Origin of the sequence: Pelagicoccus sp. SDUM812005, assembly GCF_031127875.1 — a bacterium.
Classification (GTDB): Bacteria; Verrucomicrobiota; Verrucomicrobiia; order Opitutales; family Opitutaceae; genus Pelagicoccus.
In genome coordinates, this window is the sequence record NZ_JARXIA010000020.1 from 68,368 (window position 1) to 95,295 (window position 26,928).

The 26,928-nt window shown below is 58.1% G+C and carries 21 protein-coding genes and 2 tRNA genes; 20 read left to right on the forward strand and 3 right to left on the reverse strand.

Translation table 11 applies throughout. The annotated features are described in order from the left end of the window. Nucleotides 1-65: 65 nt before the first annotated feature. Entirely contained in the window at nucleotides 66-1,088 is a 1,023-nt protein-coding gene (gene ruvB, locus QEH57_RS20170; protein ID WP_309008598.1) for a Holliday junction branch migration DNA helicase RuvB, read from the reverse strand. A gap of 156 nt (nucleotides 1,089-1,244) precedes the next feature. Next, a complete protein-coding gene (locus tag QEH57_RS20175; protein WP_309008599.1) occupies nucleotides 1,245-2,258 on the reverse strand; it encodes a hypothetical protein in 1,014 nt (337 codons plus the stop codon). 202 nt (nucleotides 2,259-2,460) lie between these two features. Here QEH57_RS20175 and QEH57_RS20180 point away from each other — a divergent pair, with 202 nt between their 5' ends. The 17 genes from QEH57_RS20180 (at nucleotide 2,461) to QEH57_RS20260 (ending at nucleotide 21,596) form a co-directional block, all read left to right on the forward strand. Continuing rightward, nucleotides 2,461-2,832, forward strand: coding sequence for a dUTPase (locus tag QEH57_RS20180; RefSeq protein ID WP_309008600.1), 372 nt, complete (start codon nucleotides 2,461-2,463; stop codon nucleotides 2,830-2,832). Between the two features lie 68 nt (nucleotides 2,833-2,900). Further along, nucleotides 2,901-5,597 (forward strand): hypothetical protein, encoded by a 2,697-nt coding sequence (locus tag QEH57_RS20185; RefSeq protein ID WP_309008601.1) that lies wholly within the window; start codon nucleotides 2,901-2,903, stop codon nucleotides 5,595-5,597. 55 nt (nucleotides 5,598-5,652) lie between these two features. After that, on the forward strand, nucleotides 5,653-6,366 hold the full coding sequence (locus tag QEH57_RS20190; protein ID WP_309008602.1) for a MotA/TolQ/ExbB proton channel family protein: 714 nt from the start codon (nucleotides 5,653-5,655) through the stop codon (nucleotides 6,364-6,366). Next, complete coding sequence (locus tag QEH57_RS20195) at nucleotides 6,329-6,775, forward strand: biopolymer transporter ExbD (RefSeq protein WP_309008603.1); 447 nt, start codon at nucleotides 6,329-6,331, stop codon at nucleotides 6,773-6,775. The genes QEH57_RS20190 and QEH57_RS20195 overlap by 38 nt, the downstream gene beginning before the upstream one ends. Continuing rightward, entirely contained in the window at nucleotides 6,772-7,527 is a 756-nt protein-coding gene (locus tag QEH57_RS20200; RefSeq protein WP_309008604.1) for a hypothetical protein, read from the forward strand. The genes QEH57_RS20195 and QEH57_RS20200 overlap by 4 nt, the downstream gene beginning before the upstream one ends. A gap of 92 nt (nucleotides 7,528-7,619) precedes the next feature. Then, nucleotides 7,620-7,695, forward strand: a tRNA-Thr gene (locus QEH57_RS20205). Nucleotides 7,696-7,775: 80 nt separating this feature from the next. Beyond that, the gene (gene tuf / locus QEH57_RS20210; RefSeq protein WP_309008605.1) at nucleotides 7,776-8,966 is read left to right on the forward strand and encodes an elongation factor Tu; all 1,191 of its coding nucleotides are present in this window, start codon (nucleotides 7,776-7,778) and stop codon (nucleotides 8,964-8,966) included. A 77-nt stretch (nucleotides 8,967-9,043) separates the two neighbouring features. Further along, nucleotides 9,044-9,119: transfer RNA gene (locus QEH57_RS20215), tRNA-Trp, on the forward strand. A 13-nt stretch (nucleotides 9,120-9,132) separates the two neighbouring features. Further along, nucleotides 9,133-9,336: a preprotein translocase subunit SecE gene (secE, locus tag QEH57_RS20220; protein WP_191619652.1), complete on the forward strand. Its 204-nt coding sequence runs from the start codon at nucleotides 9,133-9,135 to the stop codon at nucleotides 9,334-9,336. 33 nt (nucleotides 9,337-9,369) lie between these two features. Beyond that, nucleotides 9,370-9,945, forward strand: coding sequence for a transcription termination/antitermination protein NusG (gene nusG, locus QEH57_RS20225; RefSeq protein ID WP_191619651.1), 576 nt, complete (start codon nucleotides 9,370-9,372; stop codon nucleotides 9,943-9,945). 4 nt (nucleotides 9,946-9,949) lie between these two features. Further along, a complete protein-coding gene (gene rplK / locus QEH57_RS20230) occupies nucleotides 9,950-10,375 on the forward strand; it encodes a 50S ribosomal protein L11 (RefSeq protein ID WP_191619650.1) in 426 nt (141 codons plus the stop codon). Nucleotides 10,376-10,432: 57 nt separating this feature from the next. Then, nucleotides 10,433-11,125, forward strand: a complete 693-nt coding sequence (rplA, locus tag QEH57_RS20235; RefSeq protein WP_309008606.1) for a 50S ribosomal protein L1 — start codon at nucleotides 10,433-10,435, stop codon at nucleotides 11,123-11,125. Nucleotides 11,126-11,146: 21 nt separating this feature from the next. Beyond that, nucleotides 11,147-11,659, forward strand: coding sequence for a 50S ribosomal protein L10 (gene rplJ / locus QEH57_RS20240; protein ID WP_309008607.1), 513 nt, complete (start codon nucleotides 11,147-11,149; stop codon nucleotides 11,657-11,659). A gap of 135 nt (nucleotides 11,660-11,794) precedes the next feature. Continuing rightward, the gene (gene rplL / locus QEH57_RS20245) at nucleotides 11,795-12,178 is read left to right on the forward strand and encodes a 50S ribosomal protein L7/L12 (protein ID WP_309008608.1); all 384 of its coding nucleotides are present in this window, start codon (nucleotides 11,795-11,797) and stop codon (nucleotides 12,176-12,178) included. Between the two features lie 163 nt (nucleotides 12,179-12,341). Continuing rightward, on the forward strand, nucleotides 12,342-16,115 hold the full coding sequence (rpoB, locus tag QEH57_RS20250; RefSeq protein ID WP_309008609.1) for a DNA-directed RNA polymerase subunit beta: 3,774 nt from the start codon (nucleotides 12,342-12,344) through the stop codon (nucleotides 16,113-16,115). Nucleotides 16,116-16,143: 28 nt separating this feature from the next. Then, entirely contained in the window at nucleotides 16,144-20,298 is a 4,155-nt protein-coding gene (gene rpoC / locus QEH57_RS20255; RefSeq protein WP_309008610.1) for a DNA-directed RNA polymerase subunit beta', read from the forward strand. A 158-nt stretch (nucleotides 20,299-20,456) separates the two neighbouring features. Continuing rightward, nucleotides 20,457-21,596, forward strand: a complete 1,140-nt coding sequence (locus QEH57_RS20260) for an agmatine deiminase family protein (protein ID WP_309008611.1) — start codon at nucleotides 20,457-20,459, stop codon at nucleotides 21,594-21,596. Nucleotides 21,597-21,628: 32 nt separating this feature from the next. Here the strand turns inward: QEH57_RS20260 and QEH57_RS20265 are convergent, their stop codons facing one another. After that, nucleotides 21,629-23,065, reverse strand: coding sequence for a malonyl-CoA decarboxylase (locus tag QEH57_RS20265; RefSeq protein ID WP_309008612.1), 1,437 nt, complete (start codon nucleotides 23,063-23,065; stop codon nucleotides 21,629-21,631). 201 nt (nucleotides 23,066-23,266) lie between these two features. Between QEH57_RS20265 and QEH57_RS20270 the strand changes: the two genes are divergently transcribed. From QEH57_RS20270 to QEH57_RS20280, 3 genes are all read left to right on the forward strand, one after another. Then, nucleotides 23,267-24,157: a diadenylate cyclase gene (locus QEH57_RS20270; RefSeq protein WP_309008613.1), complete on the forward strand. Its 891-nt coding sequence runs from the start codon at nucleotides 23,267-23,269 to the stop codon at nucleotides 24,155-24,157. 153 nt (nucleotides 24,158-24,310) lie between these two features. Beyond that, nucleotides 24,311-24,934 (forward strand): DUF2760 domain-containing protein, encoded by a 624-nt coding sequence (locus QEH57_RS20275; RefSeq protein WP_309008614.1) that lies wholly within the window; start codon nucleotides 24,311-24,313, stop codon nucleotides 24,932-24,934. 100 nt (nucleotides 24,935-25,034) lie between these two features. Further along, complete coding sequence (locus tag QEH57_RS20280; RefSeq protein ID WP_309008615.1) at nucleotides 25,035-26,876, forward strand: Hsp70 family protein; 1,842 nt, start codon at nucleotides 25,035-25,037, stop codon at nucleotides 26,874-26,876. The last annotated feature ends 52 nt before the right edge of the window (nucleotides 26,877-26,928 follow it).

Below are 26,928 nucleotides of genomic sequence, written 5' to 3' on the forward strand. Positions count from 1 at the left end.
GGGTAACAGGCTGGGAGTATAGTTAAGGAGGAACTGGGGAAAGTTCCAGCGTGCTGGCTGATTCGCTAGCTGGTGGCGGCCGAGAGGCCGATGGCGGCGAGGCCTTCGGGAGTGATGATCCGGCCTTGGGCGGTGCGTTGCACGAGCCCGCTTTGGATGAGGTAGGGTTCGTGGACTTCTTCGAGGGTGTGGCTTTCTTCGCCGACGGCGACGGCGAGGGTGGCGAGGCCGACCGGGCGGCCGTTGTAGGTGGTGGCCATGACGCGGAGGATGCGCTTGTCCATCTCGTCCAGGCCGCGGGCGTCGATCTCCAGGAGCTCGAGGGCGGCTTTGGCGCTGGCTTTGGTGATGGTGCCGTTGCCTTTTTCCTCGGCGTAGTCGCGTACGAAGTTGACGAGGTTGTTGGCGATGCGGGGGGTGCCGCGGGCGCGGCGGGCGATCTCGAGGCCGCCGTCCTTTTCGAGGGGAACGTTGAGGAGGTGGCAGGTGCGGGTGACGATTTTGAGCAGGTCTTCGGGACCGTAGTAATCGAGCCGGGTTTGCAGAGTGAAGCGGGAGCGGAGCGGGGCGGTGAGCAGTCCGTTGCGGGTGGTGGCTCCGACGAGGGTGAAGCGTGGGATGTTGAGGCGCACGGAGCGGGCGTTGGGCCCTTGGTCGATCATGATGTCGATGCAGTAGTCCTCCATGGCGGAGTAGAGGTACTCTTCCACGGTCTTGGGGATGCGGTGGATTTCGTCGATGAAGAGAATGTCGCCTTCCTCGAGGTTGGTGAGCATGCCGGCTAGGTCGCCGGCCTTTTCCACGACGGGGCCGGAAGTGATGCGGACGTTGCGCCCCATTTCGGCTCCGAGGATGAAGGAGAGGGAGGTTTTGCCGAGGCCCGGAGGGCCGGATAGGAGGATGTGGTTGAGGGCTTCGCCGCGCTTCTTGGCGGCGCCGGCCATGATCTTGAGCCGTTCGACGGTTTTCTTTTGGCCCACGAACTGGTCGAAGGAGGGGGGGCGAAGCAGTGATTCGGTTTGGGTGTTCAACTGGTTGGAGAGGGCGCTGGCGAAGTAGTCGACTCCTGTTTCGGTGGGCTCGGGCATGCGAGGAACTGTGTACCGAGCGTAGCGACACTCAAGGAACAAAGTGAGGAGACAAAGCGAACTCTGAAAAGTGAAGAGCGAAGGCTTTTTGCGGATACGAAAAAAGCCCTGCGGCCGGTGGGCTGCAGGGCTGAGTTGGGAAAGTTTGGGCAGTTCCTATTTCTTGGAAGCTTCGCTTTCTTCGCGGGCGCGACGTCCGATCTCGCGAGCGTCGGCATCGCCGGGCTTTCCGCCTTCGCGGCGGGGGCGACGAGGGCGACGTGGACGACGGTTTTCGCCGCCTTCGCGGTTTTGTCGTTCGCGGCGTTCTCCGCCTTCTCCGTCTGGGCGTGGCTTGCGGTTGCGCGGGCGACGGCGGCGGCGTTGTCCGCCTCCTTCACCGCCTTCGCGGTTTTCGTCGCGGTTTTGGCGGTTGTTGGGTCCGCGGCGCCCACGGCCTCCGCGTTGGCGATCGCCGCTGCGGTTGCTACGTTCTTCCTGCTTCTTTTCCTCTTCCTTGTCGCCGCCTGCAAAGAAGGAGACGATTTTAGCGAGGAGGCCCTTCTTCTTGGCGGGAGCCTTGGAGCGGGATTCGGAAGCGTCGCGTGGCTTGCGCTCGCGCTTGGCGTTGGAGCGGCCGTCGCGGGACGGACGGAATTCGTCGACGGTAACCTCGGCCTTGGCAGCGGGCGAAGGCTTGACCGTGCCGAAACGTTCGGGGCGATCTGCTTCTTGCTGGGGAGCGGCTTCGGTGTTGGTTTCGGATTCTGCGGAGGGTTGGTCCGCGTCTTTTCTCGGAGCGCGTTCGCGAGGCTTGCGTTCGCGACGTTCTCCGCGCGAGCGATCGTTGCGGCGAGGGCGGCGTTCGCCGTACTCTTCGCGTGGTTCGCTCGGGGCTGGTCTCGTATCAATCAGTTCCTCCGGCGCGGTGGCGCGGATGGGGAGGTCGTCCATTTCGATCTCCTCTTCTTCTTCGAAGCTACTGACGGAGCTGAGGTCTTTGATGTTGGGGCCGGATTCGCCGGCCTTTTTCTTGCGTGTGCCGTATCGAAGCGGCTTGTTGTCCGACGTCGGGGCAGCGGTTGGCTTCATTGCGTCAACGATATGGAGGTCGTCTGCGAATTCTGCGACGGGATCGTTGGTAGCCTCCGGCTGCTTGGACGGAGTTTGGTTTTCTTCTGTTTGTGACATGTTGTTACTCTTTGGTCAGTCGGGATTTAGACATCGACTGAGCGTGCGACTCGCAGTGAGAATCGCGGTGGACCGGGCGAGTCGTCGGGTGGGGTCCTGTTTGTACCGCGGGAGAGGTACTTTACTATTGAAATGAAAAGTTCAAACTTAAACGCCTTGGGCCTTGCGTGGGGGAGGTCGCTTGGGCTAGCTAGCGGAACTTATGGATAAGCTTCAGCGGATTTTCGAAATGCAGGAAGAGCTCAACGCGCGTATCGGCGTGAACCTCAAGGATATCGACGAGGAGGAGCAAGCGAAGTGGGTGCTGAACTACTCGCGGGCCATGCAGCAGGAGATGGCGGAGTTGATCGATTCGGTGCCTTGGAAGTGGTGGGCGAAGTACCAGACTTTCGACAAGCAGAACGCGCGGGTGGAGGTGATCGACCTGTTCCATTTCCTGATTTCGATGGCCCAGACTTTGGGGATGTCGGCGGACGACGTCTACGAGGCTTACGTGGCGAAGAACAAGGTGAACCACCAGCGCCAGGAGAGTGGCTACGCGACGAAGGACGAGTCTGACTCGCGCCACATTTAACCGTTTTGCCGTCAAGTGATAGCGAGAGGGGTAGCGTCGCTCGGTGGGGCTGGGGAACTTGGAGGCGGATGGGCGTGACCATAGTGGGCGAGATGCGTTTGCTTGGCTGTAGCTTGTTTGCCTGGGTGCTGGCTTTTTTTCTGGGCGCGAGCGTGGCTGTTTCCCAGGAGGACGCGCCGGAGGCGAGCTTGGAGATTCCCTTGGCTGGGGATGTTGATGCAGTAGACCTCAAGAATTTGAGCGATTCGTATTGGCTCAAGGGGAGCGCTCATCGGGCCCTGGCGGCGGGGCTGTACGACGTGGCCTATTCGCTGGCGGTTCGGGCGAAGGCGCTGGAAGAGTTGGGCTGGGTCGATTTCGCGAACGAGCTGGTGATCGTGGATTCGCTTTTGGCGCGTAGCCAGTGGGTGGAGGCTCGCTTGCGACTGGCAGAACTGGCGGAGCTGCCGCGGGCTCCGCAGCGGCGCATCGATTTGCGGGAGGCGATGATCGCGTACGCTGAGAGCGACGCGGATGCAGTGCGGGAGCTTTTGTCCGGAGTGGCGCCTTCCAGCTTGGGAGTGGGGGATGCGGCTTGGTTTTGGTTTTTGCGGGGCTGGGCCGAGCTCGCTGAGGGAGACGACGATGCGGCGGCGGAGCTTTTCGCGTCGGCTCGCGACGTTGCAGCGGGCGCCTCGCCGGCGTTGGGAGCGCAGATTGGCTATCTGGTTTTCAGGAGCCAACTTGAGTCGCGCACGGCGTCAGCGGAGACGATTCCGCAATTGCAGAACGCGGTGCTGGAGAGTGGCGGCAGGGAGGTGCGCTTTCTCTACGCCCAGCAGCTTGCGGTTTTGCTTTTCGACTCGGGGGACGAGGAGGCGGCGATTCGCTTGATCATGAAAAACCTGGCTGAGATCCCAGGGGAGCTGGCCTTGGAGCGGGCCCAGTTCCAATTGCTCGCGACTATGGCGGCAGGGCTGGGGCGGGTCGAGGGTCGCCAGGCCATGAGCGAATTGATCGCGGCCAATCGTTTTCCGGACTTGATGAGCATCGCTTTGCAGCAGGCGTTTAGTCGGGCTCGCCTGGAGGACGGCGAGGGCGGCGACGAGATTCGGGCGGTCTTGGATCGGGTGATCGCTCGGGAGCGGGAGCATGTTTTGCTGGACCAGGCTTTGTACTATCGCGCGGTTTTCCGTTTCTTGGACGACGATTTCCTGGGGGCGGAGGATGACGCGGCTGAGCTGCAGAAGCGTTTTCCGAATTCGCCGTATCGGCGCGGGGTCTTGGCCTTGCAGGCGTCCTCGGCCTGGAACCGCTACCAGTACCGGAAGGCGGCGAATCGCCTGCAGCAGATGCGCATGGAGTTTTCGGACTTGCAGCGGGACTATCGGCTCTCGGCGTTGATCGCGGATTGCTACTTGCGGGCGGGACTCCAGTCCAACACGCGGGAGGAATTCCGCAATGCGGCGGAGGCGTATGCGGCGGCGCTTTCGAACGTATCGAGCGAGTCGCAGGGCGGCCCTTTGTTTTTCCAGCTGATCTATTCCCGCTTGCGGGCTGGGCAGTTGGATTTAGCTTTGGAGGCGATCGACAATCCGGCCCTGAGGTCCTTGGCGGGCTCGGAGATGGTTTGGCGGGCCCAGTGGATGGCTCTGCGGGAGATGCGTCGGGTGGAGCGTGTGTCCGAGGCCTATGAACGCGCTCAGGAGGCGGTGCTCGGGGAGTCGGAGAATCCGCTTTTGAAGCTGCGCTTGCTGTGGTTGACGGCTCGCTTGTCCGCGGTGGCGGGAGATCCTGAGTACACGATCGATTGGGTGAACGAAATCGAGGCCTTCGTGGCGAGCGAAGCCATGGCGGATGCGGATCAGGATTTGTTGAACAAGGTTTTGGCGAGCAGCTTGCTTTCCTTGTCCGAGTCTCACTTCGCCTTGGAGGAGCCGGAGGAGGCTGTGGCCTTGCTGGAGCGTTTGCGAAAAGATTACGCCGGTTACGAGTCGGCCCTGTTGTCCTACATTTCCCAAGCTCGCTATTTGTCCAGGGAGAACCGGACGGTGGAGGCTCAGCAGTTGCTGGTATCCTTGGCGGACGAGTATCCGGACCATCGATTGGCCCCGGTCGCTTTGTTCGAGGCGGCGCTGAATTCGGAGCAGCGCGGGCAGGATGCGTACTTGGACGAGGCGACGAAGCTCCTGCAGCGTATCGCCAGCGACTATCCGGAGTCGGAAATCGTTTACCAGGCCCGCTTGATGCAGGCGGACCTGTTGCGGCGTCTCAACAAGTTTGGTTCGGCGGAGCAGATCTACTACCTGCTGGAGAACGAGTACGCGGACCACCCGAAGCGGTTCTTCGCCCAGATGTCGATGGCGGATACCTTGCTGGCCCAGGCGGAGGAGAATCCGAGCAAGTTCGACGGGGCGGTGTCGCGCTTGGAGCTTTTGATGGACTTGCCGGAGGCGTCCTTGGACTTGCGGGTAGAGGCTGGCTACAAGCTGGGGCAGGCCTGGCGCTCGCGCGGGGAGGCGCTGAAGGCGAAGCAGTTGTTCTGGCTGGTCTACGACCAGATGTTGGTGGAGGACTTGGGGATTCGCAAGTTGACGAACAAGGGGCGCTACTGGGTGGCCCGTTGCTTGTTTGGCCTAGCGGAGCTGGCGAAGGAGGAGGGGAAGATCGACGAATCTAACTCCTTCTACCGGAAGATCATCGAGCACCGCTTGAACGGGGTGGAGCTGGCCAAGGCGCGCTTGGGGATCCTGGAGCCCGAGACGGGCGCTGCGGTCCCGAATTAGATTGCTATGGCCGTAGGATTGGACCGTTTTTTGGAGGGATAATTTCGTTTCTTAGATGGAGTCGTTGCAGATAGAGTTGTTCGATACGTTCCGGCAGGGTGGGCTGGTAATGTGGCCTTTGTTCGCCCTGAGCTTGGTGGCTTTGGTCGTCTTCGTGGAGCGTTTGCTGTTCTTGCATCGAAACCAGATTCGCTCGAAGGAGTTCCTGTCGGGGATCGAGAATTCGCTCAGCAAGGGGCGCTTGATCGAGGCGTTGACGATTTGCCAGGACACGCCGGGACCGGCCGCCTCGATGGTGAAGGCGGGCTTGATGAGCTTTCGCGAGAGCAATGCGGAGATCCGCGAAGTGGTGCGGGAGGCTGCGGTGGTTGAGTTGGCTCCCGTGAAGCGTCGGGTAGGGGCCTTGTATGCGGTGGCCCAGGTGGCGCCGATCTTTGGCCTGTTGGGGACGGTGATCGGCATGATCGACAGTTTCATGCAGTACGAGCAGCAGGGCGTTTACGTGCATGCTGGGCACTTGGTCGGCGGCGGCTGGCAGGCTTTGATCAGCACGGCGACGGGGCTTGCTCTGGCGGCGGTGGCGATTATGGCGCACCACTTTCTAGTGGGGCGGATTCGCACGGTGGTTTTGGAGATGGAGTGGCTGGCCCAGGAGCTGGTTGTTATCTTCACGCGAGTTAAGAATGGTCCGAGCTCGGAGGAGACGGATGCGTTTGAGGAGGGCGCGAACGATGTTGAAGCTGGAAGCGGAACTGCCGAAGCGCGCTAAGCTGAGCTTTTGGCCCTTTCTCGATTTGTGCGTGATCGGGATGTTCTTCGTGCTGTTCAGCTCGAAGTTCGTGATGGCTCCGGGCATTACCTTGGCCTTGCCGGAGGTGGGGGCCTCCCAGGTCGCGATTTCGCCGATCTACGAGGTTATCGCCATCACGGAGGTGAGGGGCGAGGAGATGATTTTCTTCAAGGACAGCAAGTTCGACTTGGTTTCTTTGGAAAAGCACTTCGAGAAGCGTGGAGCGGCTCCGAAGGGGGCGACCTTGCTGGTGAAGGCGGACGTGGCGGTTTCGATGCGGACGCTTAGCTTGCTGGCCGAGCTGGCGATCGAGGCTGGCTACTCGCGGGTGCAGCTCGCGACGGAGGAGCGTAAGACTGGGGGAGGCGCTTTCGGAGGTGCTCGATGAAGGGGAAGCGTACTTTTGGCCGAACCTTGCGTTGGACGTGGGCCTTGGTGGCGACCGTCATGGTGCATGTCTCCTTGTACTGGGGGGTGGCCTTGACGCGGGATAGCGGGCAGAAGCTGCGTCGGCAGGAACGGCAGCATGCTGAAATCCAGTATCTCGATTCCAGCTCGACGGAGCGATCGGAGGTGTTGGCCCAGCGAATGAGCTTGTTCGATCCGCGACCGCTGCTGCTTCCCACGGAGTGGAACAGCGCGAATGCGGTGAGCATGTTGGGTTTTTGGCAGGAGGAGGCGGAGATTTTTCCGGAGTTTGCGCCTATGTTTGAGCTGGAGGATGGGAATTACATCGACGATTTCGGCAACGTGCCTGCGAATTACGAGCAGCTCTCCATGGCTCAGGTCGATTTTGGGTTTATGCCGTTTCGCGAGTTGGGTCGCGTGGAGGCGACGAACCAATACGAAGAGGAGCAGGGGCTTTCGGTGGCGGTTTTGGATCCGTCGACCGGTCGCGAGTTGCGGCGCATCTATATATATAATGATGCGGTGAAGGCGCTGGATGCCCAGTGGCCGGATCGTCGCCCGGCGACTTTGCTTGCGACCGTGGAGGAAAGCTTTCAAGTAGGCGGGCTTTCCGTGGTGGAGAGCTCCGGATTTGACGAAGCGGACCGCGAAATGGGCGTAATTGCGTACTCGAATTTCCCAAAGTTGGGGCTATTGGAAGATGGCGTTTACCTGCTGGAAATGGTGCCGTGAAAAGCGCCTGATTTTTATTGATATTGTAGTTGACGGGCAAAAATGGCCTGCGCATGTTCTCACTTCTTTTTTTCAGATCCACTTCTCGGAGTGCCCTTGTAGCTCAGTCGGTAGAGCGCGTCCTTGGTAAGGACGAGGTCGGCGGTTCAAATCCGCTCGAGGGCTCCACTACGCGAACGATCGGTTTCATCGATGGGTCGAAATTTTCAACAGAAACCAATTTCAACACACCTAACTCATAAACAAAAATGGCTAAAGGAACCTTCGAAAGAACGAAACCACACGTTAATGTCGGCACGATCGGTCACGTTGACCACGGCAAAACTACGCTGACGACTTCTATCTTGTCAGTACAGGCCGGCAAGGGCCTCGCTGAAATCAAGAGCTACTCCGACATCGCAAAGGGTGGTACAGTTCGTGACGAGACTAAGGTTGTAACGATCTCCGTTGCTCACGTTGAGTACGAGTCCGACAAGCGTCACTACGCTCACGTTGACTGCCCAGGTCACGCTGACTTCGTAAAGAACATGATCACGGGTGCCGCTCAGATGGACGGCGCGATCCTCGTATGTTCCGCTTCTGACGGTCCTATGCCACAGACTCGCGAGCACATCCTCCTTGCTCGTCAGGTAGGTGTACCTAAGATCGTTGTCTTCCTCAACAAGTGTGACCTCATCGACGACGAAGAGCTTCTCGAGCTTGTTGAAATGGAAGTTCGCGAACTCCTCGACAAGTACGATTTCGACGGCGACGGCACGACTGTCGTTCGCGGTTCCGCTCTCCAAGCCCTCGAAGGTACCGACTACGGTAAGGCTTGTATCCAAGAGCTCATGGACGCTATCGACAACGATATCCCAGAGCCAGAGCGCGAAGTTGATAAGCCATTCCTCATGTCCGTAGAAGACGTATTCTCGATCACTGGTCGTGGTACGGTTGCAACTGGACGTATCGAGCGTGGTGTCATCAAGGTTGGCGAAGAAATCGAAATCGTTGGTCTTAAGGACACTCAGAAGTCCACAGTTACTGGTGTTGAAATGTTCCGCAAGATGCTCGACCAAGGTCAAGCAGGCGACAACGTTGGTATCCTTCTTCGCGGTATCGACAAGGAAGCTATCGAGCGCGGTCAAGTTCTCGCCAAGCCAGGTTCGATCACTCCGCACACCAAAGGTAAGGCTGAAATCTACGTTCTCTCCAAGGACGAAGGTGGCCGCCACACTCCATTCTTCGACGGTTACCGTCCACAGTTCTACTTCCGTACGACTGACGTAACTGGTGTTTGCAAGCTTCCAGAAGGTGTTGAAATGGTTATGCCAGGTGACAACATCTCCATCGAAGTTGACCTCACTAAGCCGATCGCTATGGAAGCTGGTCAGCGTTTCGCAATCCGTGAAGGTGGCCGCACAATTGGTGCTGGTCGTATCACTGCGATCGTCGAGTAAGCTTTGGCTTAAGTTTTTATCTTTTGCCGGAGCCCATCCCCTGGGTTCCGGCGATTGTTTTTAGTTTTTTTTGGCATAGGGTAGTGGCTCAATTGGTAGAGCATCGGTCTCCAAAACCGAGGGTTGGGGGTTCGAGTCCCTCCTGCCCTGCCATCTTTTTTATATAATGAAAAATCCGTTCCGCAGCATTCGCATATTTACCGGTGAGACAATCACGGAGCTCAAGAAGGCAAGCTGGCCTTCGTTTTCCGAGCTACGGGAGTCGACCTTCGTCGTGCTCATTGCGATCGCAATCATGGGACTCTTCGTCGCGGTTGCGGATTTCTCTATAGCGAACGTCGTGAATCTCTTCACGAGCTGGATGCGCTAGTTTCCCAAACTCTTCCTTAACTAAAAGAATCCCATGTCTGAAACCAGCGCAAAGACCGGCGCCGCTTGGTACGTTATCCAAACTCTCTCCAACCAGGAGGGGAAGGTGAAGCGCTACCTGGACAAGTTCATCAAGGAAGACGAGATGGAGGAGTTCGTGTTCGAAGTCCTCGTGCCGACTGAGACCGTTACGGAAGTAAAGAACGGAAAGAAGTCTCAGATCGTGCGTAAATTTTATCCAGGCTACGCTTTCATTCACATGCGTCTCTACGACGAGAATGGAAAGCTCCTCAACAAGCCTTGGTACTTCGTCCGCGAGACTGCGGGCGTCATCAATTTCGTAGGCGGAGACCGTCCAACGCCTCTCAAAAAGGCTGAGATCGACACGATCCTCAGCCAAGTGGAAGCCGCCACGGGCAAAGAAACACCAAAGGTACAGTTCGAGATCGGGGAAGAGGTCAAAATTACGGATGGCCCGTTCCTCAATCTCAATGGCCGCATCGACGAGATCGACCCGGAAAAGGGCAAGCTCAAGGTGTCGGTATCTATCTTTGGACGATTCACTCCAGTCGAGCTGGAGTATTGGCAAGTCGAACGCTTAACAAGCTAAACAAATGGCAAAGAAAGTCACAGGAACCATTCGCCTACAACTCCCTGCCGGCGGCGCCAATCCAGCGCCTCCAGTTGGTCCAGCCCTTGGTGCGGCTGGGGTCAACATCATGGCCTTTTGTAAGGAGTACAACGCGAAGACACAAGATAAGGCGGGTCTCATCCTTCCTGTCGTAATCACTGTCTATCAAGACAAGTCTTTCACCTTCATTCTGAAGTCCCCACCTGCTGCTGTCCTCCTCAAGAAGGCGGCTGGCTTGGCGAAGGGCTCTGGCGTGCCTAACCGCGACAAGGTTGGCAAGGTAACGAAGGCTCAGATTCTCGAGATCGTCGAAATGAAAAAGGCCGATCTCAACGCTTCGGATCCAGAAGCGGCGTCTCGTATCATCGAAGGTACGGCTCGCTCCATGGGTATCGAAGTAGAGGGCTAATAAGAAAACAACCTCAACGCGGGAGCCGGAAGGCGTTCGCACCGCAAGGAGTACTAAATGGTAAAACTATCCAAAAAGTTTCGCGCAGCTGCAGAGGCCGCCGATCTTGGTAAAGAATACACGATTGCAGAAGCAGTCGACGCGCTCGCGAAGTTGCCGAAGGCAAAGTTCGACGAGACGATCGAAGTTTCCCTCAAGCTTGGAGTCGATCCTCGCAAGGGCGACGAAATGGTTCGTGGCACGGTTATGCTTCCACACGGCAGCGGCAAGACCGTTCGCGTTCTCGCTTTCACAGCGGACGCGGAAGCGGCGAAGGCAGCTGGCGCTGCTGAGGCGGGTCTCGACGATATGATCGCTAAGGTTCAAGGCGGCTGGTTCGATTTCGACGTCGCCGTTGCGACTCCGGACGCCATGAAGGAAGTTCGTAAGATCGCTCGCGTTCTCGGACCGAAGGGCCTCATGCCAAACCCGAAGGCGGGTACGGTTTCCGACGATATCGCCAAGGCGATCCAGGAAGTTATGGCAGGTCGCGTCGAGTACAAGGTCGACAAGAACGCCTCTCTGGGAGTTGGCGTTGGCAAGCGTTCCTTCGGAATCGAAGAAGTCGTTGCTAACCTCACTGCGATCATGGAAGCGATCGGCAAGGCTCGTCCTACCGCCTTCAAGGGCCGCTACATCAAGAGCGCTTACATCTCCGCAACCCAGACTCCGAGCATCAAACTCGCGAGCTCAGAGTACGCGAAGTACTAAACAACAGGAGGTTCACATACCATGAGACCAGAAAAGCAATTTCTCGTTGATGAAATCAACACTCACCTCGACAAGTCCGACTACCTGTTCCTCGCCGACTACGAGCGTTCTACGGTAATCGACATCGCTGAGCTTCGCGCTGAGCTCGTCAAGGAAGAGGCGGAGTTCCACGTCGTTAAGAACAACATCCTCAAGGTCGCGGCTCGCGATCGCGGCTACCCAGAGATCGACGAACACCTCAACGGCCAGAACGCCATCGTAATCGGCGGCGCGAATCCATCCGGAGTCGCGAAGGTACTGACCAAGTTCTTCGACAAGAAGGAAAAGATGGACGTGAAGGTAGGCATCCTATCTTCGCAGCGCTTGGAGAAGGACGAGATCATCGCTCTTTCCAAGTTGCCGAACCTGGACGCGATGCGCGCTCAGCTTCTTGGACTCCTCAGCCAGCCAGCTCAAAGCATGGTCTTCGTCCTCAGCGGCGTACCCAAGGCAATGCTCAACGTTTTGCAGGCCAAGGCCGACAAGGGCGAGTAGCCCTTTATTCACCTATACTATTTTCGAGGGCTTGGATGCCTTCGTCTTACAACACCATAACACAAAGATACAGGCTAGGGCGACACGTCGTCTTAAAAGCGGAATCCCATTCCAAACTAGCCGATCAATACGAAGATGGCAGACATCACTAAAGAAGACGTAATCGAATGGCTCAGCGGCCAATCCGTACTCGACATCGCAGGTCTCGTTAAGGACCTCGAGGAAAAGTGGGGCGTTTCCGCTGCTGCTCCTGTAGCTGTAGCCGCAGCACCTGCTGGTGGCGACGCTGCTGCTCCTGCTGAAGAAAAGACTGAGTTCGACGTAATCCTCGCCGCTGCTGGCGACAAGAAGATCAACGTGATCAAGGAAGTACGTGGAATCACAGGTCTCGGACTCAAGGAAGCTAAGGACCTCGTAGAAGGCGCGCCAAAGCCCGTTAAGGAAGGCGTATCCAAGGAGGAAGCAGAAGAAGTCAAGTCCAAGCTCGAAGCTGCTGGCGCCAAGGTCGAAGTTAAATAGACATTGTTGCACGCTGCTTTACACAGCTTTTTTCTTAAGACAGGCGCGTCTAATCGCGCCTGTCTTTCCTGCGTTTATTAGCCGGGGAGTAATTTAGTTCCATACACCTCGTTTTCACCAAGCCGACTCACCACATTTTCGCCCACATCTAGCACAGATTCACATGGCAGACCGTATCAACTTCGGAAAACTTAAGGACGTAATCACGCCGCCCAATCTGATCGAGATCCAGATCAATTCATATCTCGACTTCCTGCAAAAGGACACCCCGATCTCGGAGCGTAAAAACGACGGACTTGAAGCCGTCTTCCGGGAAGTTTTCCCCATCGAGAGCTACGACGGGCGCCTCGTGCTCGAATTCGTTTCCTACACCGTCGGCGACCCCAAGGCCACTGAAATCGAGTGTATCCGCGAGGGCATTACTTACTCCGTTCCTCTCTACGTTAAGCTCCGCCTTCGCGAAGAGGACAACATCAAGGACGAAGAGATCTACATGGGCGAAATCCCCATGGTCTCCGCTCGTGGTTCTTTCATCATCAACGGCGCCGAGCGCGTCGTCGTCAGCCAGCTGCACCGTTCGCCGGGTATCGCTTACGAAGTCACTCCGCACACCAACGGCAAGCCGTTGCATGCGTTCCGCATCATCCCTGACCGCGGCACTTGGCTCGAAGTCCAGTTCGACAACAACGATCTGCTCTACGTCTACCTCGATCGCCGTCGCCGTCGCCGCAAGTTCCTCATCACGACCTTGCTCCGCGCCGTCGGCTACAGCTCCGACGTGGATATCCTCAAGCTCTTCTACACGATCGAAGACTTGGGTACCTCCGAAGCCTTGGCCAAGGAAAACGTTTCCCAGTACGTTCTCGTTGAAGACGCGATCGACGCGGAAAAGGGCGTCGTTATCGCTCGCGCCTTCGAGCCGCTCACGAAGGCGATCGTTCGCGAATTCGAAGGGCATGGCATCCCGACCCTGAAGGTCATCGACACCACGGTCGACGATGGCGCCATCGTTCGCGCCATGAAGAAGGACACTTCCCAGAACGAGGAAGAAGCCCTCAAGGAAATCTACAAGCGCCTCCGTCCCGGCGAACCGCCCACGACGGCCAATGCCAAGGCATTGCTCAAGCGTCTCTTCTTCGATCCGAAGCGCTACGACCTCGGTCGTGTGGGTCGCTACAAGATCAACCAGAAGCTCGAGATGGATGTGGACGTCGAACAGCGTACGCTCCAGGGAGAAGACATCGTTCTCGCCACCAAGTACTTGATCAAGCTGAAAGCAGGGGAGGGCTACCTCGACGATATCGACCACCTCGGTTCCCGTCGCGTCCGTACCGTTGGCGAGTTGCTCGCTAACCAGTGCCGTCTCGGCCTGGCTCGTACGGAGCGCCTCGTTCGCGAGCGCATGACTCTCTACGATCAAAGCGTCGATTCGATCACGCCTCAGAAGCTGATCAATCCAAAGGCTTTGACCACTGTGATCCGCGACTTCTTCGCCCGTTCGCAGCTGTCCCAGTTCATGGACCAAATCAACCCGCTTGCGGAGCTCACGCACAAGCGTCGTCTCTCCGCTCTCGGACCAGGTGGTTTGAACCGCGAGCGCGCCGGTTTCGAAGTGCGTGACGTTCATCCATCGCACTACGGCCGCATTTGTCCGATCGAGACGCCGGAAGGACCGAACATCGGTCTGATCAACTCTCTCTCTACCTACTCCCGCGTTAACGAGTTCGGCTTCATCGAAACGCCTTACCGTATCGTTGAGAAGGGTCGCGTAACCGACGAGATCAAGTACCTCAACGCCGACATGGAAGAGGGCAAGATCATCGCCCAGGCGAACTCCGAAGTAGACGAAAACGGAAACTTCGTTGGCAAGGTCACCGTCCGTCAGTCTGGCGAGTTCTTGGAAGTGGATCCGGACCAAGTCGACTTCATGGACGTATCCACCAAGCAAGTTGTCTCCGTAGCGGCGGGTCTCATCCCGTTCCTCGAGCACGACGACGCGAACCGCGCTTTGATGGGATCGAACATGCAACGCCAAGGCGTACCGCTCCTTCAGGCCGATTCTCCGTTCGTGGGAACCGGTATCGAAGAGCGCGTTGCCCGCGACTCCAAGACGGTTTCCGTTTCGGACATCGACGGCATCGTCGCTTCGGTTGACGCCAAGCGCATCGTGATCTCCAAGGACGGCACGCTGCCCGCGAACTTCGAGCGCAAGCCTTACACGGACGTGAAGGCAGGCATCCACGTTTACGAGTTGCGTAAGTTCATGCGTTCCAACGCCGGTACTTGCTTCAACCAGAAGCCAATCGTTTCCAAGGGACAGCCGATCAAGAAGGACCAGATCATCGCTGACGGACCTTGTACCCAGAACGGCGAACTCGCGATCGGTAAGAATATCCTCGTGGCCTTCATGCCGTGGAACGGATACAACTTCGAAGACGCCATCCTGATCTCCGAAAAGGTACTCAAGGACGACATCTACACTTCGATCCACATCTCCGAATTCGAAGTCACCGCTCGTGACACCAAGCTCGGACCGGAAGAAATCACCCGCGATATTCCAAACGTCGGTGAGGAAGCCCTCAAGAACCTCAACCACGACGGTGTTATCCGCGTCGGTGCCGAGGTTAAGCCAGGCGACATCCTCGTGGGCAAGATCACGCCAAAGTCCGAAACCGAACTCGCTCCGGAAGAAAAGCTCCTCCGCGCGATCTTCGGTGAAAAGGCTGCGGACGTTAAGGATACCTCGCTCATCGTACCATCCGGTGTCGATGGCATCGTCATGGACGTTAAGGTTTCCAGCCGCCTCGACTACGAGCGCGAGCGCCTAAGCCCATCGGATCGTCGCCGTCAGGTGAAGCAGATCAACGAAGACTACAAGACGCAGATGGATAAGCTGCGCGAAGGTCTGACCGAAGCTCTGTCTAACATCCTTCTCGGTGAAAAGATTCCTCTGGACGTGGTCAACGGCCAGAACGGCGAGATCATCATCCCTGCCAACCGCAAGATCACCAAGACGCTTCTCCGTAAGCTCGCTGCGGTTTCCAAGCACGTTGAGATCGATCCTTCTCCTGTCCGTATCAAGATCATGGAGATCATCGGTTCCTACCAGAGCAAGTTCGACGAGCTCGAAGGCGACCGTGAGCGCAAGACTGCCAACATCGAGTCCGGTGAAGACGCAGCCACTGGCGTGATCAAGCAGGTTAAGGTCTACGTCGCTACCAAGGAAAAGCTCAAGGTAGGTGACAAGATGGCGGGCCGCCACGGTAATAAGGGTGTCGTCGCTAAGATCGTTCCTGAAGAAGATATGCCTTATCTTCCAGACGGTACTCCGATCCAGATCTGCTTGAACCCGCTGGGTGTACCTTCCCGTATGAACGTTGGTCAGGTTCTCGAAACCCACATGGGTTGGGCCTGTAAGGTTCTCGGCATGAAGGTGTCGACTCCAGTCTTCGACGGTATTCCGGAAAAGGTCGTGCGTCAGCACTTGGCCGATGCCGGTCTACCCACCACAGGTAAGTCCGCCGTTTACGACGGTCGTACGGGTGAGAAGCTGGACAACGAAGTGGTTGTTGGCTGGGTGTACATGCTCAAGCTCAATCACCTTGTCTCTCACAAGATCCACGCCCGTGCGGTTGGTCCGTACTCTCTCGTTACCCAGCAGCCACTCGGTGGTAAGGCCCAATACGGTGGCCAGCGCTTCGGGGAAATGGAAGTTTGGGCGCTTGAAGCTTACGGCGCGGCTTACACGCTGCAGGAGCTTCTCACGGTCAAGTCCGACGACGTTCAGGGCCGTACCAAAATCTACGAATCACTGGTCAAGGGCGACTCCACGCTGCAAGCGGGCACGCCGGAATCCTTCAACGTTTTGATCAAGGAAATCCAATCCCTTGGACTCGACGTGAAGCTGGGCCGCCAAAGCGAACTCGACTACAAGTAACCAACCAACCGACTGAGGATTTAATATAATGTCTACGCAAGAAGCCCAACAAGTGCTCAGCGCGGAACGTGAGTCGAATTTCGACTGCGTTACGATTAATGTCTCGTCACCGGAAATCATCCGTTCCTGGTCACGTGGCGAAGTCAAGAACCCGGAGACCATCAACTACCGTACCTTTAAGCCGGAGCCAGGCGGACTTTTCTGCCAACGCATCTTCGGCCCGGTACGCGACTACGAGTGCGCCTGCGGTAAGTATAAGCGAATCAAGTACAAGGGTGTCATCTGTGACCGTTGTGGCGTCGAGGTAACGGTATCTCGCGTGCGCCGCCAGCGCATGGGCCACATCGAGTTGGCAGTGCCTGTCACTCACATCTGGTTCCTCAAGAGCATGCCTTCGCGCCTCGGTCTCTTGCTCGATATGACTGCCCGCAGTCTCGAGCGCGTGATCTACTACGAAGCGTACATGGTCACCGATCCAGGCCGTACTCCGCTCGAAGAGAAGCAGCTTCTCACCGACCAGGAGTACATTGAGGCCATGGCCGAATACGGCGACGATTCCTTCGTGGCCAAGATGGGCGCCGAAGCGCTTCGTGATGTTCTCGTGAATACAGACCTTGAGGTCACCGTTCTCGAGCTTCAGGAAGCGATGCGCTCCACCAAGTCCAAGCAGATCAAGAAGAAGTTGGCGAAGCGCTTGAAGGTTATTCAAGGCTTCATCAAGTCCTCTTCTCGTCCTGAGTGGATGGTGCTCGAAGTCTTGCCGGTTATCCCGCCAGACCTGCGTCCGCTCGTTCCATTGGAAGGGGGCCGTTTCGCGACTTCCGACCTCAACGACCTCTACCGCCGCGTTATCAACCGTAATAACCGCCTCAAGAACTTGATGCAGTTGAAGACGCCGGACGTGATCATCCACAACGAAAAGCGCATGCTGCAGGAAGCGGTGGACGCGCTCTTCGACAATGGTCGTCACGGCCGCCCGGTTACCGGCGCTGGCAACCGTCCGCTCAAGTCCCTCAGCGATATGCTCAAGGGCAAGCAGGGCCGTTTCCGTCAGAACCTTCTCGGTAAGCGCGTCGACTACTCCGGTCGTTCCGTTATCGTTATCGGTCCTGAGCTCAAGCTGAACCAATGCGGTCTTCCCAAGAAGATGGCTCTCGTTCTCTTCGAGCCGTTTATCATCCGCCGCCTCAAGGAGCTCGGCTTCGTGCACACGGTCCGTGGCGCTCGCCGCATGATCGAGAAGCGCTCGCCGGAAGTTTGGGATATCCTGGAAGAAGTTACCAAGGGACACCCCGTCCTTCTCAACCGCGCGCCGACGCTGCACAGACTTTCGATCCAGGCTTTCGAGCCGACATTGATCGAAGGTGAGGCCATTCGCGTTCACCCGCTCGTTTGTACTGCGTACAACGCTGACTTCGACGGTGACCAAATGGCGGTTCACGTGCCTCTTTCCCTCGAAGCGACGCTCGAGTGTAAGATGCTCATGATGGCGACGGGCAACATCTTCTCGCCATCCAGCGGTAAGCCAATCCTCACGCCATCGCAGGACGTTATCCTAGGTTCCTACTACCTCACGATGACTCCGCGCAATGGATACGAAGAACTCGATCGCATTCCACTCGTTGGAAACAAGACCGAGGCGATCTTCGCGAACCTCGACGGCGCGCTGCACACCCACGACTGGGTACGCCTTCCGAACCCGGACTACGGACGCGAAACCACCTTCGGTAACTCGGATCAAAAGACCATCACCACTACGGTCGGTCGTATCCGCTACAGCGAAATCTGGCCAAACGACCTCGGCTTCATCAACTTCCAAGTTGGCAAGAAGGAGCTCGGCGACGTGATCAACAACACCTACAAGGTGGCGGGTCCCGAAGCGACTGTCGACTCGCTCGACAAGCTCAAGAAGCTCGGCTTCGACGTGGCGACCATGGCCGGTATCTCCATCGGTATCGACGACATGATCATCCCGGACGAGAAGGTCGACATCGTTAAGCGCGCCTTCGGCAAGATCGCTGACGTGGATGGCCAGTACCAGAAGGGTATTATCACCGCCGGCGAGCGCTACAACAAGATCATCGACATCTGGACTGTAGCCACCGACGAAATCAAGCAGGCGGTATTCGTTCAGCTCAAGACCAACGGCGGAAAGCCGGGCGTGAACCCAGTTTACGTCATGATGGACTCCGGAGCTCGTGGTAACCCGAATCAGGTTCGCCAGCTTTGTGGTACTCGTGGTTTGATGGCTAAGCCATCCGGCGAAATCATCGAACGTCCGATCCTCTCCTCCTTCCGCGAAGGTCTAACCGTACTCGAGTACTTCATCTCTACTCACGGCGCTCGTAAGGGTCTCGCGGATACAGCCCTCAAGACGGCTGACGCGGGTTACCTCACTCGTAAGCTCTGTGACGTGGCGATGGACGTCATCATCACGGAAGAAGACTGCGGAACGCGCGAAGGTATCTGGAAGAAGGCGATCTTCGAAGGTGACGACGAGATCGTCGGCCTGCGCGAGCGTATCGAAGGACGCTGCTCTTGCGACGACGTTTACAACCCGATCCAGCCAGACGAACTCGTCGTTGGTTCTGGAGAGCTCATCACGGAGCAGGTTGCCAAGCGTATCGAAGAGCTCGGCATCGAGCGCCTCAAGGTCATGTCTCCTTTGACTTCGACTGCTTCCTACGGAATCGACGCCAAGTCCTACGGTATCAACCCTGCGTCCAACGACGTTGCGAAGATCGGCGATTCCGTCGGTATCATCGCGGCCCAGTCGATTGGTGAGCCAGGTACACAGCTGACCATGCGTACCTTCCACATCGGTGGTATCGCCTCTTCGGTTGTCACTGATCCACGTATCTCGGTTCGTAACGGTGGTACGGTCAAGTACCGCGGTCTCCGTCTCGTTGAGATCGCTCCAGGCGTGAGCGTTGTTCTGAACAAGACAGGTTCGGTCCAGATCGTAGACGGAACAGGTCGCGAGCTCGAAGCTTACGATATCGTAGTGGGATCGCTGCTACGTGTACCGGACGGCGGAGAGATCGAAGCTGGCCAGCTCCTCGCAGAGTGGGACCCGTACAACATTCCGGTTCTTTCCGAAAAGCCAGGTGTCATCGGCTTCCGCGACATGATTCCCGGTGTTACCATCAAGAAGGAGCTCGACGAGTCCTCTGGTCGTATCGCCATCGTGGTCATCGAGCACAAGGAAGACTTGAACCCGTCGGTTGAGGTCAAGGACGCATCCGGCAAGGTCCAGGCGGTCTACAGCATTCCGACCGGCGCTCAGGTAGCGGTAACCGAAGGCGACGAGATCGCCCAAGGCGCGCTGCTCGCGAAGACGCCACGTCAGGCTTCCAAGACTAAGGACATCACCGGTGGTCTTCCACGTGTTGCCGAGCTTTTCGAGGCGCGTCGTCCGAAGGAAGCTGCGGAAATGGCTCGTATCGACGGCGTCGTTTCTCTCGGTGGTACGGTTCGTTCCAAGCGCAAGCTCATCGTTACCGACGAAGAGTCCGGCGAAGCGGAAGAGCACCTCATCCCGCACTCCAAGCAGATCATCGTCCAGGTTGGCGACGTCGTGCACAAGGGGCAGCACCTCACCGAAGGTTCCGCTGACCCGCACGAAATCCTCGATATCCTCGGACCAGCCCGCTTGTACGAGTTCCTCATCAACGAGGTACAAGAGGTCTACCGCTTGCAGGGTGTTACCATCAACGACAAGCACATCGAGCTCATCATCCGCCAGATGCTCCGCAAGGTTCGTATCACCGATCCAGGCGATACCGAGTTCTTCTGGGGCGAGCAGATCGAACGTACGACCTTCTTGCGTGAGAACAACGAAATCATCGAAGCGGGTGGTAAGCCTGCCGAAGCTGAGCCCGTTCTTCTCGGTATCACCAAGGCGTCGATCGAAACAGAGTCCTTCATCTCCGCGGCATCCTTCCAGGAAACCACCCGCGTACTCACGGATGCATCGACCTTGTCCAAGATCGACAAGCTGCACGGCTTCAAGGAGAACGTTATCATGGGTCACTTGATCCCAGCTGGTACCGGTCTCCGCACCTATCGCGACCTCCGCATCACGCTTCCGTTTGGCGGCAACATCGAGGACAACGTAGACCCAGTCGAGCCCGCCGCAGAGGCAGCGCCCGAAGCTCCGACGGCAACGCCGGAAGCTGGCTAAACCGATCGCTAGATAGCATTTAACGAAGCCCGTATCCCTTTGGGGGGATACGGGCTTTTTGCGTTCGTACGCCGATTGCTTGGGACTTGCCAAACTCGCTTCGTTTTACTGTTTTCCGACCAGTGGCCGACGCTCCGGGGGGAGCCGGTTCTGTTCCGATGAAATTACAACTCTTGTTCGTGGCGATTCTCGCCAGTCTCGCCTCGATTTCCGCTCAAGTGGAGCAAGCTCCAGTCAAGAAGAGCAACGGGGGCGCCCGGGATTCCTTCGCTCGCAGCTTGCCCTTGCCGATTCGCATCCCCGGAGAATTTGGTAAGCTTTCCGCGGTGCTGCTCTCGGCCAACGAGCTGGTGCATTTTCATCCGGAGCTCTTTGCGTCCTTGGTGAAAACGATCTCCGATCGAGCTCCCGTTATCGCGATCGTAGGCGGACCCGAGCAAATGTTGGACGGTCGGGAGGCTTTGGAGGACGCGGGTGTGGAGCGCGATCGGGTCCACTTTTTGGTGCACCCGCTCGATTCCATGTGGATTCGCGATTTTGGGCCGATCTTTATCCGTCGCTCGGACGGCACGGGCTCGATCGTGGATACCTACTACAGCGCTCGGGACGAGCTGGGGCCTAGGCCGCTCGACGACCAGTTTCCGCTGGTGCTGGCCAACGCGCTGGGCTTGCAGTGCTCTTACGTGCCGATCGCCTTGGAAGGCGGCAACTTGGTGCACAATGGAAACGGACTCGGGGTGTCCTCGCTGAAGCTGCTCGATCGCAACCGCTTCCGGAATTTCAGCGGGGAGGAGTTCACCGGCCTGATGAACACCTACTTTTCCCTGAAGACCCTTACTCTGGTTCCTTCGATCCCAGGGGAGCAGACCGGGCATGCGGACATGTTCGCCACCTTTGTGGATTCGAAGAACGTGGTCATTGCCCAGGCCCTGCCGGAGGAGACTGCGGAGGTCCGGTCCCATATCGAGCGGGCCGCCCAGCTGGTAGGGGAGCAGATCGTGGATGGCTTGCCGGTGCAGGTGCACCGGATCCCCTTGCCGCCGCGCAAGGACGGCATGTGGCGTTCCTATACCAATGTCTTTTACGTCAACGGCTTGCTTTTGGTTCCGAGCTACTCCGACGTCGATCCGGCCCTCGAGCGAGCGGTCATGGACACTTACCGTCGTTTGCTTCCCAAGTGGGAAGTCGTGCCGGTCCTAGCGGATGACTTGATCGAAACGGGCGGTTTCCTGCACTGCCTTACTTTGGGCATCCCTCACTTCGTGGACCCAGCGGGACTGCTGGAGTTTACGGAATAGGAGGGTGGTTTTGAGGCGAGACCCGAGCCGCTTCAATTGTAGCGCTGGGGGTCTACCTTTCCTTGCAGGGCGATCACCGGTTTGGAGGCGTTGACCTTGCCCTCGCTGTGGTAGTCTTCGTGGTAACGTTCGATCCGGTCGAGCCGGTACAGGTAGTTGATCATGATGCCCGCGGACTCTTGCATGCCTTTGGGCGAGGTGTCGCCCATCCAGTTCAGCTGTTCGATGCGCGCTCCGTTGGTCAGGTGGAAATGGGCAACCGGATCCAGCGTGGTGCGTCGTCCTGGGCGTTTCGCCTGCTGCAGGTAGATCGCGCAGTAGCGTAGCAAAACGGGCTTGAGAGCATCGCTCAGGGCGTTGTCGCGGTGCCAGCTCGCGCCCTTGAGCGCGTTGGCAAGGAAGTCGACGGGCTTAGCGTCGGCTGCGAAGGGCTTCAGCGCCTTGGCTTCGGCAGGCAAGAGCTTGATGCGCTCTGCCGCGAGCTCGGATTTCAGCCAGTTCAGGTATCCAGGAATAGGAGACAAGGTGGAGAATCGTTTCAGGTTGGGTAGCTCCCGCCGCAGGCGGTTGACGACCTGTTTGATGAGAAAATTTCCGAAGCTGACGCCGACGAGCCCTTTCTGGGCATTGGAAATGGAGTAGAAGATGGCGGTGTCGGCTTCGTCGGGTTCGAGTACCGGCATCTTTTCGTCCAGCAAGCTTTGGATCTGCACGGCAAGTCCTTTGACCAAGGCGACTTCGATGAAGATCAGCGGTTCGTCCGGCATGCAGGGATGGAAAAACGCGAAACACCTCCGGTCGCTGTCGAGTCGGTTCTTCAGGTCGCGCCAGCTCCGTACCTTGTGTACCGCTTCGTAGCGTCCGAGCTTTTCCAGGAGCGAAGCTGGGGAATTCCAATTGATGTTGCTCAGTTCGAGAAAGCCGACATCGAACCAGGAGCGCAGCAGCTCCTTCAGGTCGCGCTCCAAAGGGGAGAGATCCGGGTGTTCCTTAACCAAGTCGATCAGCTCGCGTCGTAGCTCCACCAGGAAGCGGGGGCCGGAGTGGAGGGTATTGAATTCCCGGAGGAGTTGCACGCGAGCCGGCTCCAAAGCCTTGCGGAGCCGGTAGCGGGCCAGCTCGATCTCGGCTTCCGTCTCGGCTCCCTGCAGGGCGTCGACAGCGCCTGCGATCAGATCGCCGTCCGCCCCGAACTCGTGGTTGAGGATCTTCAGGAATTCCAGCCGTTCCTCCGGAGAGAAGCCCAAGTAGGAGCGGGCTAAGCCGGCGGCCCGGTTGCGGGCGGAGACTTCGCCGCCTTTTTGGTTCAAGCAGGCTCGTATCTGGGTGCGAATGGTGTCGGGGTCCGACTCGTCCGGTGTATTGGCGCGGGTGGATACACGAACGATCTCCCTCCATGCCACTTGGAGCCCTGCCCAGGTGCTCCCCAGAATGCCTTCCTTGCTGTTGTTGTCCGATTTCTTTGCCATCTTGTTGGTGCCTTTCCCTTGGCTCGCCCCGTCGAGACAAGCCCGAGCCCGATCCGTTTCAAAGTCTCTTATAAAAACAAATTATACTGAGCTCTCCTAGGATAAGCATGTTAAGGCAGCAGCTTTGCTTCTCAAGGCTGGAATGAGATTTTGCGAAAGCGGCCATCGACAGCGTCGCCTTTGCTTGTAAGCCTAGGCGGCGTGTCGTCTTCGCATAAGCATCCTACTGAAGCAAAAGAAACCAAGAACCTCGTGGCCCTCGGCTTCGAGTTGGCTCGCCGCTTGGATATCAAGCGGGTGCTCGTTTTCGCTGAACTGCTGTCGGATCGGCGCATGGTGGAGAAGCATCGCGAGTCCGAATCGATCCTATGGGTGACCTACGACAAGGAAGCGTTCGAAGTGGATTTGGGCTCGAAGGACAGCAGCGTGCAGATTCCCGCGAATCCGGTCGGTCGCATGGACCAGGTCGCTCTGGCAGTCATCATCGCGGTGATGGAAGGGGCGATCGAAGTGGACGAGTCGATGGTTTGCTTGATCGGCGTGGCGGGCTCCAAGCGATTGGACAACATGCTGTTGGTAAATCCTAAGCGCGACTTCGATTGGTTCAGCAAGCGTTCGATTTCCAAGGACGATGCTTTGCCGATATCCCAGGAGTTTGCTCGCCTCATCGAGATCGCCCTCAAGTTCGCTTCGGAAGGGCGGGAGGGGAAGCCGATCGGCACGATCTTCGTCCTCGGTGACTTGGAGGAGCTGGAAGAAATCTCGCGACCGCTCATCCTGAACCCGTGCAAGGGGCACGCGAAGAAGTTCCGTAACATCCATGACTCCGACTTCATCGAGACCATGCGGGAGCTTTCCGCCTTGGACGGAGGTTTCATCATCGACCGCAAGGGAGTGGTCGAGGCGGCAGGCGTCTACCTCGATGCGCCCGTGACCAGCAAGGTCAAGGTGCCGAAAGGGCTTGGCTCGCGGCACTTGGCGGCTGCGGCTACCACGGCCCGTACCAAGTCGCTGGCCATCGTTATCTCCGAATCTTCCGGGACCGTTTCCGTGTTTTGGGAAGGGGCTCGCGTGCTCTCTCTCGGCGGTTAGCGGCGGGCGCTCTCGCGGCGCTGGTTCAGGGCGTTCCGGTAGAAGGCGGCAGCTTTTCAGTTGGACAACGCCGCGGGGCGAGCTCTATACGCTTGGGTCATTTTTCGGTGTCTCCAGACGCCGCTGAACGTATTTTTCCAACCACTTACTATTATGAAAAACAAGGCACTCATCGCTGGCATCCTGATCGCGATTTTCAATGGGCTGTTGTTTGTTCCCGGTTTCGAGGCGTATGGGACCTACTTGGTCGCTGCGGCTCTCGCTCTCGCGCTTTGGCTCGTGCTCAAGGCCCTCACGGTCGCTGACTCCTTGCCCGCTATCGAAGAGGAGCCATCGCCTGCTCCGGTATCGACGCCGGAGCCGCCACCTGCTCCTCCCGCTCCCAAGAATGCGGCCGAGGCGGAGGTGATCGCCGTGATCTCCGCGTTGCAGAGCAAAGGGCGCTTGGTTGATTTCCTGATGGATGACATCAGCAAGTACAGCGATGCACAAGTCGGGGCGGCAGCTCGCGTGGTTCACCAAGGCTGTAAAGGCGCCTTCGAAGAGTTCTTCTCCGTGGAAGCTATCGCCGCTGAAAGCGAAGGTGCGACCGTGAGCGTTCCGGCGAATGCAGGGGAGCAGTACCGCTTGGTGGGCTCCGTATCGGGCGAAGGACCTTTTTCCGGAAAGCTGGTACACAAGGGATGGAAGGCGAGCCGGGTCAATCTGCCACGCGTGACGAAGTCGGAAGCGGGCGCCTTGCCGCCGATCGCTCCAGCTCAGGTGGAGATCAAGTAAAGGAAGTTTGGATACGGATTAGGAAAGTCGGGCGCAGCTTAAGCTGCGCCCGAGCGAGACGGAGGGCGCAAGGGGAGCGGCTCCGCGGAGATTTGGGAACATGGAAAAGAAATTTGTCTTGGGAATCGATTTGGGCACCAGCAACAGCGCGGTGACTTTGTGCGACTTGAGTAGCGGCGAGAGCCGTGTCGTCGAGGTGACGCAGATCCTAGCGCCCAGCCAGGTTGGGGAGCGCAAGTCCTTGCCGTCCGCAGTTTACCTGCCGAGCGAGAGCGAATTTTCCGCCGAGGCGCTTTCGCTGCCTTGGCCGAACGAGCAAGGGAAGGGGATCGTGGGCACCTTCGCGCGGGAGCACGGCGCCCAGGTTCCGGATCGCCTGGTAACCTCCGCGAAGTCGTGGCTCTCGAATCCGCACGTGGATCCGCAGTCGCCGGTGCTGCCATGGAACTCGGAGATCGAGACCGGCAAGCTTTCCGCGGTCGAGGCGTCCCGCTTGTACTTGGAGCACCTCAAGCAAGGCGTCCTTTATGCGGAGCGCCTGGAAGGGCGGGAGTGGTCGCTCGAGGAGGCCCAGGTCGTGCTCACCGTGCCGGCTTCGTTCGACGAGGTCGCCCGCAAGCTGACAGCCGACGCGGCTCAGGCGGCAGGCTTGCCGGAGCCCATCCTGCTGGAAGAACCGCAGGCGGCCTTCTACGCTTGGACGGATAAGGTGGGGAATGACTGGCGCAAGCAGGTCAAGGCGGGCGACGTCGTGCTCGTTTGCGACGTGGGTGGCGGCACGGCAGACTTCAGCTTGATCGCTGTGAGCGAGGAGGAGGGAAATCTCGCCGTCGAGCGTATCGCGGTGGGCGAGCATATCCTTTTGGGCGGGGACAACATGGACCTTGCCTTGGCCTATACCTTGCAAGCTCAGCTGGAGGACGAGGGCACGGAGCTCGACGACTGGCAGTTTCTCGCGCTGGTGCATGCGGCCAGCCAAGCGAAGGCGAAGCTTTTCGAGGACGCGAGCTTGTCGGAACTGCCGCTTTCGATCCCCTCGCGCGGTTCCAGTTTGTTCGCTGGAACCGTATCCACAAAGCTGACACGCGAAACCTTGGAGGCCGTGGTGATCGACGGCTTCTTTGCCCTGACGGCCGCGAGCGAGATGCCGGAAGAGGAGGGTGGCGCGGCCTTGCAGGAGTTTGGATTGCCGTACGCCGCCGATGCGGTGGTGAGCAAGCACTTGGCTCGTTTCTTGGCTCGCAGTTTGCAGAACGTGAAGGGCAGCGAAGGTTTGTCCGCTTTGATCGCCAATCCGGAGCAAGCTCTGGCGGGCGATTTGCTCAAGCCGACGGCGGTGCTGTTCAACGGCGGCGTCTTCAAGGCGGATGCTATTCGGGCTCGTGTGATGGAGCTGCTGGCTTCTTGGTGCGAGGCGGCTCCGCGGGAGTTGCAAGGCTTCCAGCCGGACTTGGCGGTGGCCAAGGGCGCGGCGAGCTACGGTCGTAATCGCGTAACCGGTCAGGGAATTCGGATACGGGCCGGTACCGCTCGCTCGTACTACTTGGGGCTGGAGTCTTCGCGTCCGGCGGTTCCGGGCTTCAAGCCGCCGATCAAGGCGGTTTGCGTGGTGCCGCAAGGGATGGAGGAAGGAACCTCCCATGTGCTGGAAGGCCGAACCTTTGGCTTGGTGACCGGGAAGCCGGCGGTGTTTCGCTTCTTCGCTTCGGAGATTCGAGGCGGAGACAAGCCGGGAGACTTGGTGAACAAGGCGGACAAGGTCTTGGAGGAAACGAGCAAACTGGAGATCACGCTTCCGGCGATGGACGCGTTTCCGGAAGGTCAGCCGATTCCGGTGTTCCTAAGCTCCGTGGTTACGGAACTCGGAAACTTGGAGCTTTGGATGCAGCACGTGGATTCGGACCGCCGATGGAAGGTGGAGTTCCAGGTCCGCATGGATTGATAAGTTTGTGCGTATTTTAACCACAGATTTCTCAGATTTGCTCAGATCTAAT

Coding starts and splice junctions, on each gene's coding strand:
- ruvB (WP_309008598.1), bottom strand. CDS start 1,088: ATGCCCGAGCCCACCGAAACAGGAGTCGACTACTTCGCCAGCGCCCTC.
- QEH57_RS20175 (WP_309008599.1), bottom strand. CDS start 2,258: ATGTCACAAACAGAAGAAAACCAAACTCCGTCCAAGCAGCCGGAGGCT.
- QEH57_RS20180 (WP_309008600.1), top strand. CDS start 2,461: ATGGATAAGCTTCAGCGGATTTTCGAAATGCAGGAAGAGCTCAACGCG.
- QEH57_RS20185 (WP_309008601.1), top strand. CDS start 2,901: ATGGGCGTGACCATAGTGGGCGAGATGCGTTTGCTTGGCTGTAGCTTG.
- QEH57_RS20190 (WP_309008602.1), top strand. CDS start 5,653: ATGGAGTCGTTGCAGATAGAGTTGTTCGATACGTTCCGGCAGGGTGGG.
- QEH57_RS20195 (WP_309008603.1), top strand. CDS start 6,329: ATGTTGAAGCTGGAAGCGGAACTGCCGAAGCGCGCTAAGCTGAGCTTT.
- QEH57_RS20200 (WP_309008604.1), top strand. CDS start 6,772: ATGAAGGGGAAGCGTACTTTTGGCCGAACCTTGCGTTGGACGTGGGCC.
- tuf (WP_309008605.1), top strand. CDS start 7,776: ATGGCTAAAGGAACCTTCGAAAGAACGAAACCACACGTTAATGTCGGC.
- secE (WP_191619652.1), top strand. CDS start 9,133: ATGAAAAATCCGTTCCGCAGCATTCGCATATTTACCGGTGAGACAATC.
- nusG (WP_191619651.1), top strand. CDS start 9,370: ATGTCTGAAACCAGCGCAAAGACCGGCGCCGCTTGGTACGTTATCCAA.
- rplK (WP_191619650.1), top strand. CDS start 9,950: ATGGCAAAGAAAGTCACAGGAACCATTCGCCTACAACTCCCTGCCGGC.
- rplA (WP_309008606.1), top strand. CDS start 10,433: ATGGTAAAACTATCCAAAAAGTTTCGCGCAGCTGCAGAGGCCGCCGAT.
- rplJ (WP_309008607.1), top strand. CDS start 11,147: ATGAGACCAGAAAAGCAATTTCTCGTTGATGAAATCAACACTCACCTC.
- rplL (WP_309008608.1), top strand. CDS start 11,795: ATGGCAGACATCACTAAAGAAGACGTAATCGAATGGCTCAGCGGCCAA.
- rpoB (WP_309008609.1), top strand. CDS start 12,342: ATGGCAGACCGTATCAACTTCGGAAAACTTAAGGACGTAATCACGCCG.
- rpoC (WP_309008610.1), top strand. CDS start 16,144: ATGTCTACGCAAGAAGCCCAACAAGTGCTCAGCGCGGAACGTGAGTCG.
- QEH57_RS20260 (WP_309008611.1), top strand. CDS start 20,457: ATGAAATTACAACTCTTGTTCGTGGCGATTCTCGCCAGTCTCGCCTCG.
- QEH57_RS20265 (WP_309008612.1), bottom strand. CDS start 23,065: ATGGCAAAGAAATCGGACAACAACAGCAAGGAAGGCATTCTGGGGAGC.
- QEH57_RS20275 (WP_309008614.1), top strand. CDS start 24,311: ATGAAAAACAAGGCACTCATCGCTGGCATCCTGATCGCGATTTTCAAT.
- QEH57_RS20280 (WP_309008615.1), top strand. CDS start 25,035: ATGGAAAAGAAATTTGTCTTGGGAATCGATTTGGGCACCAGCAACAGC.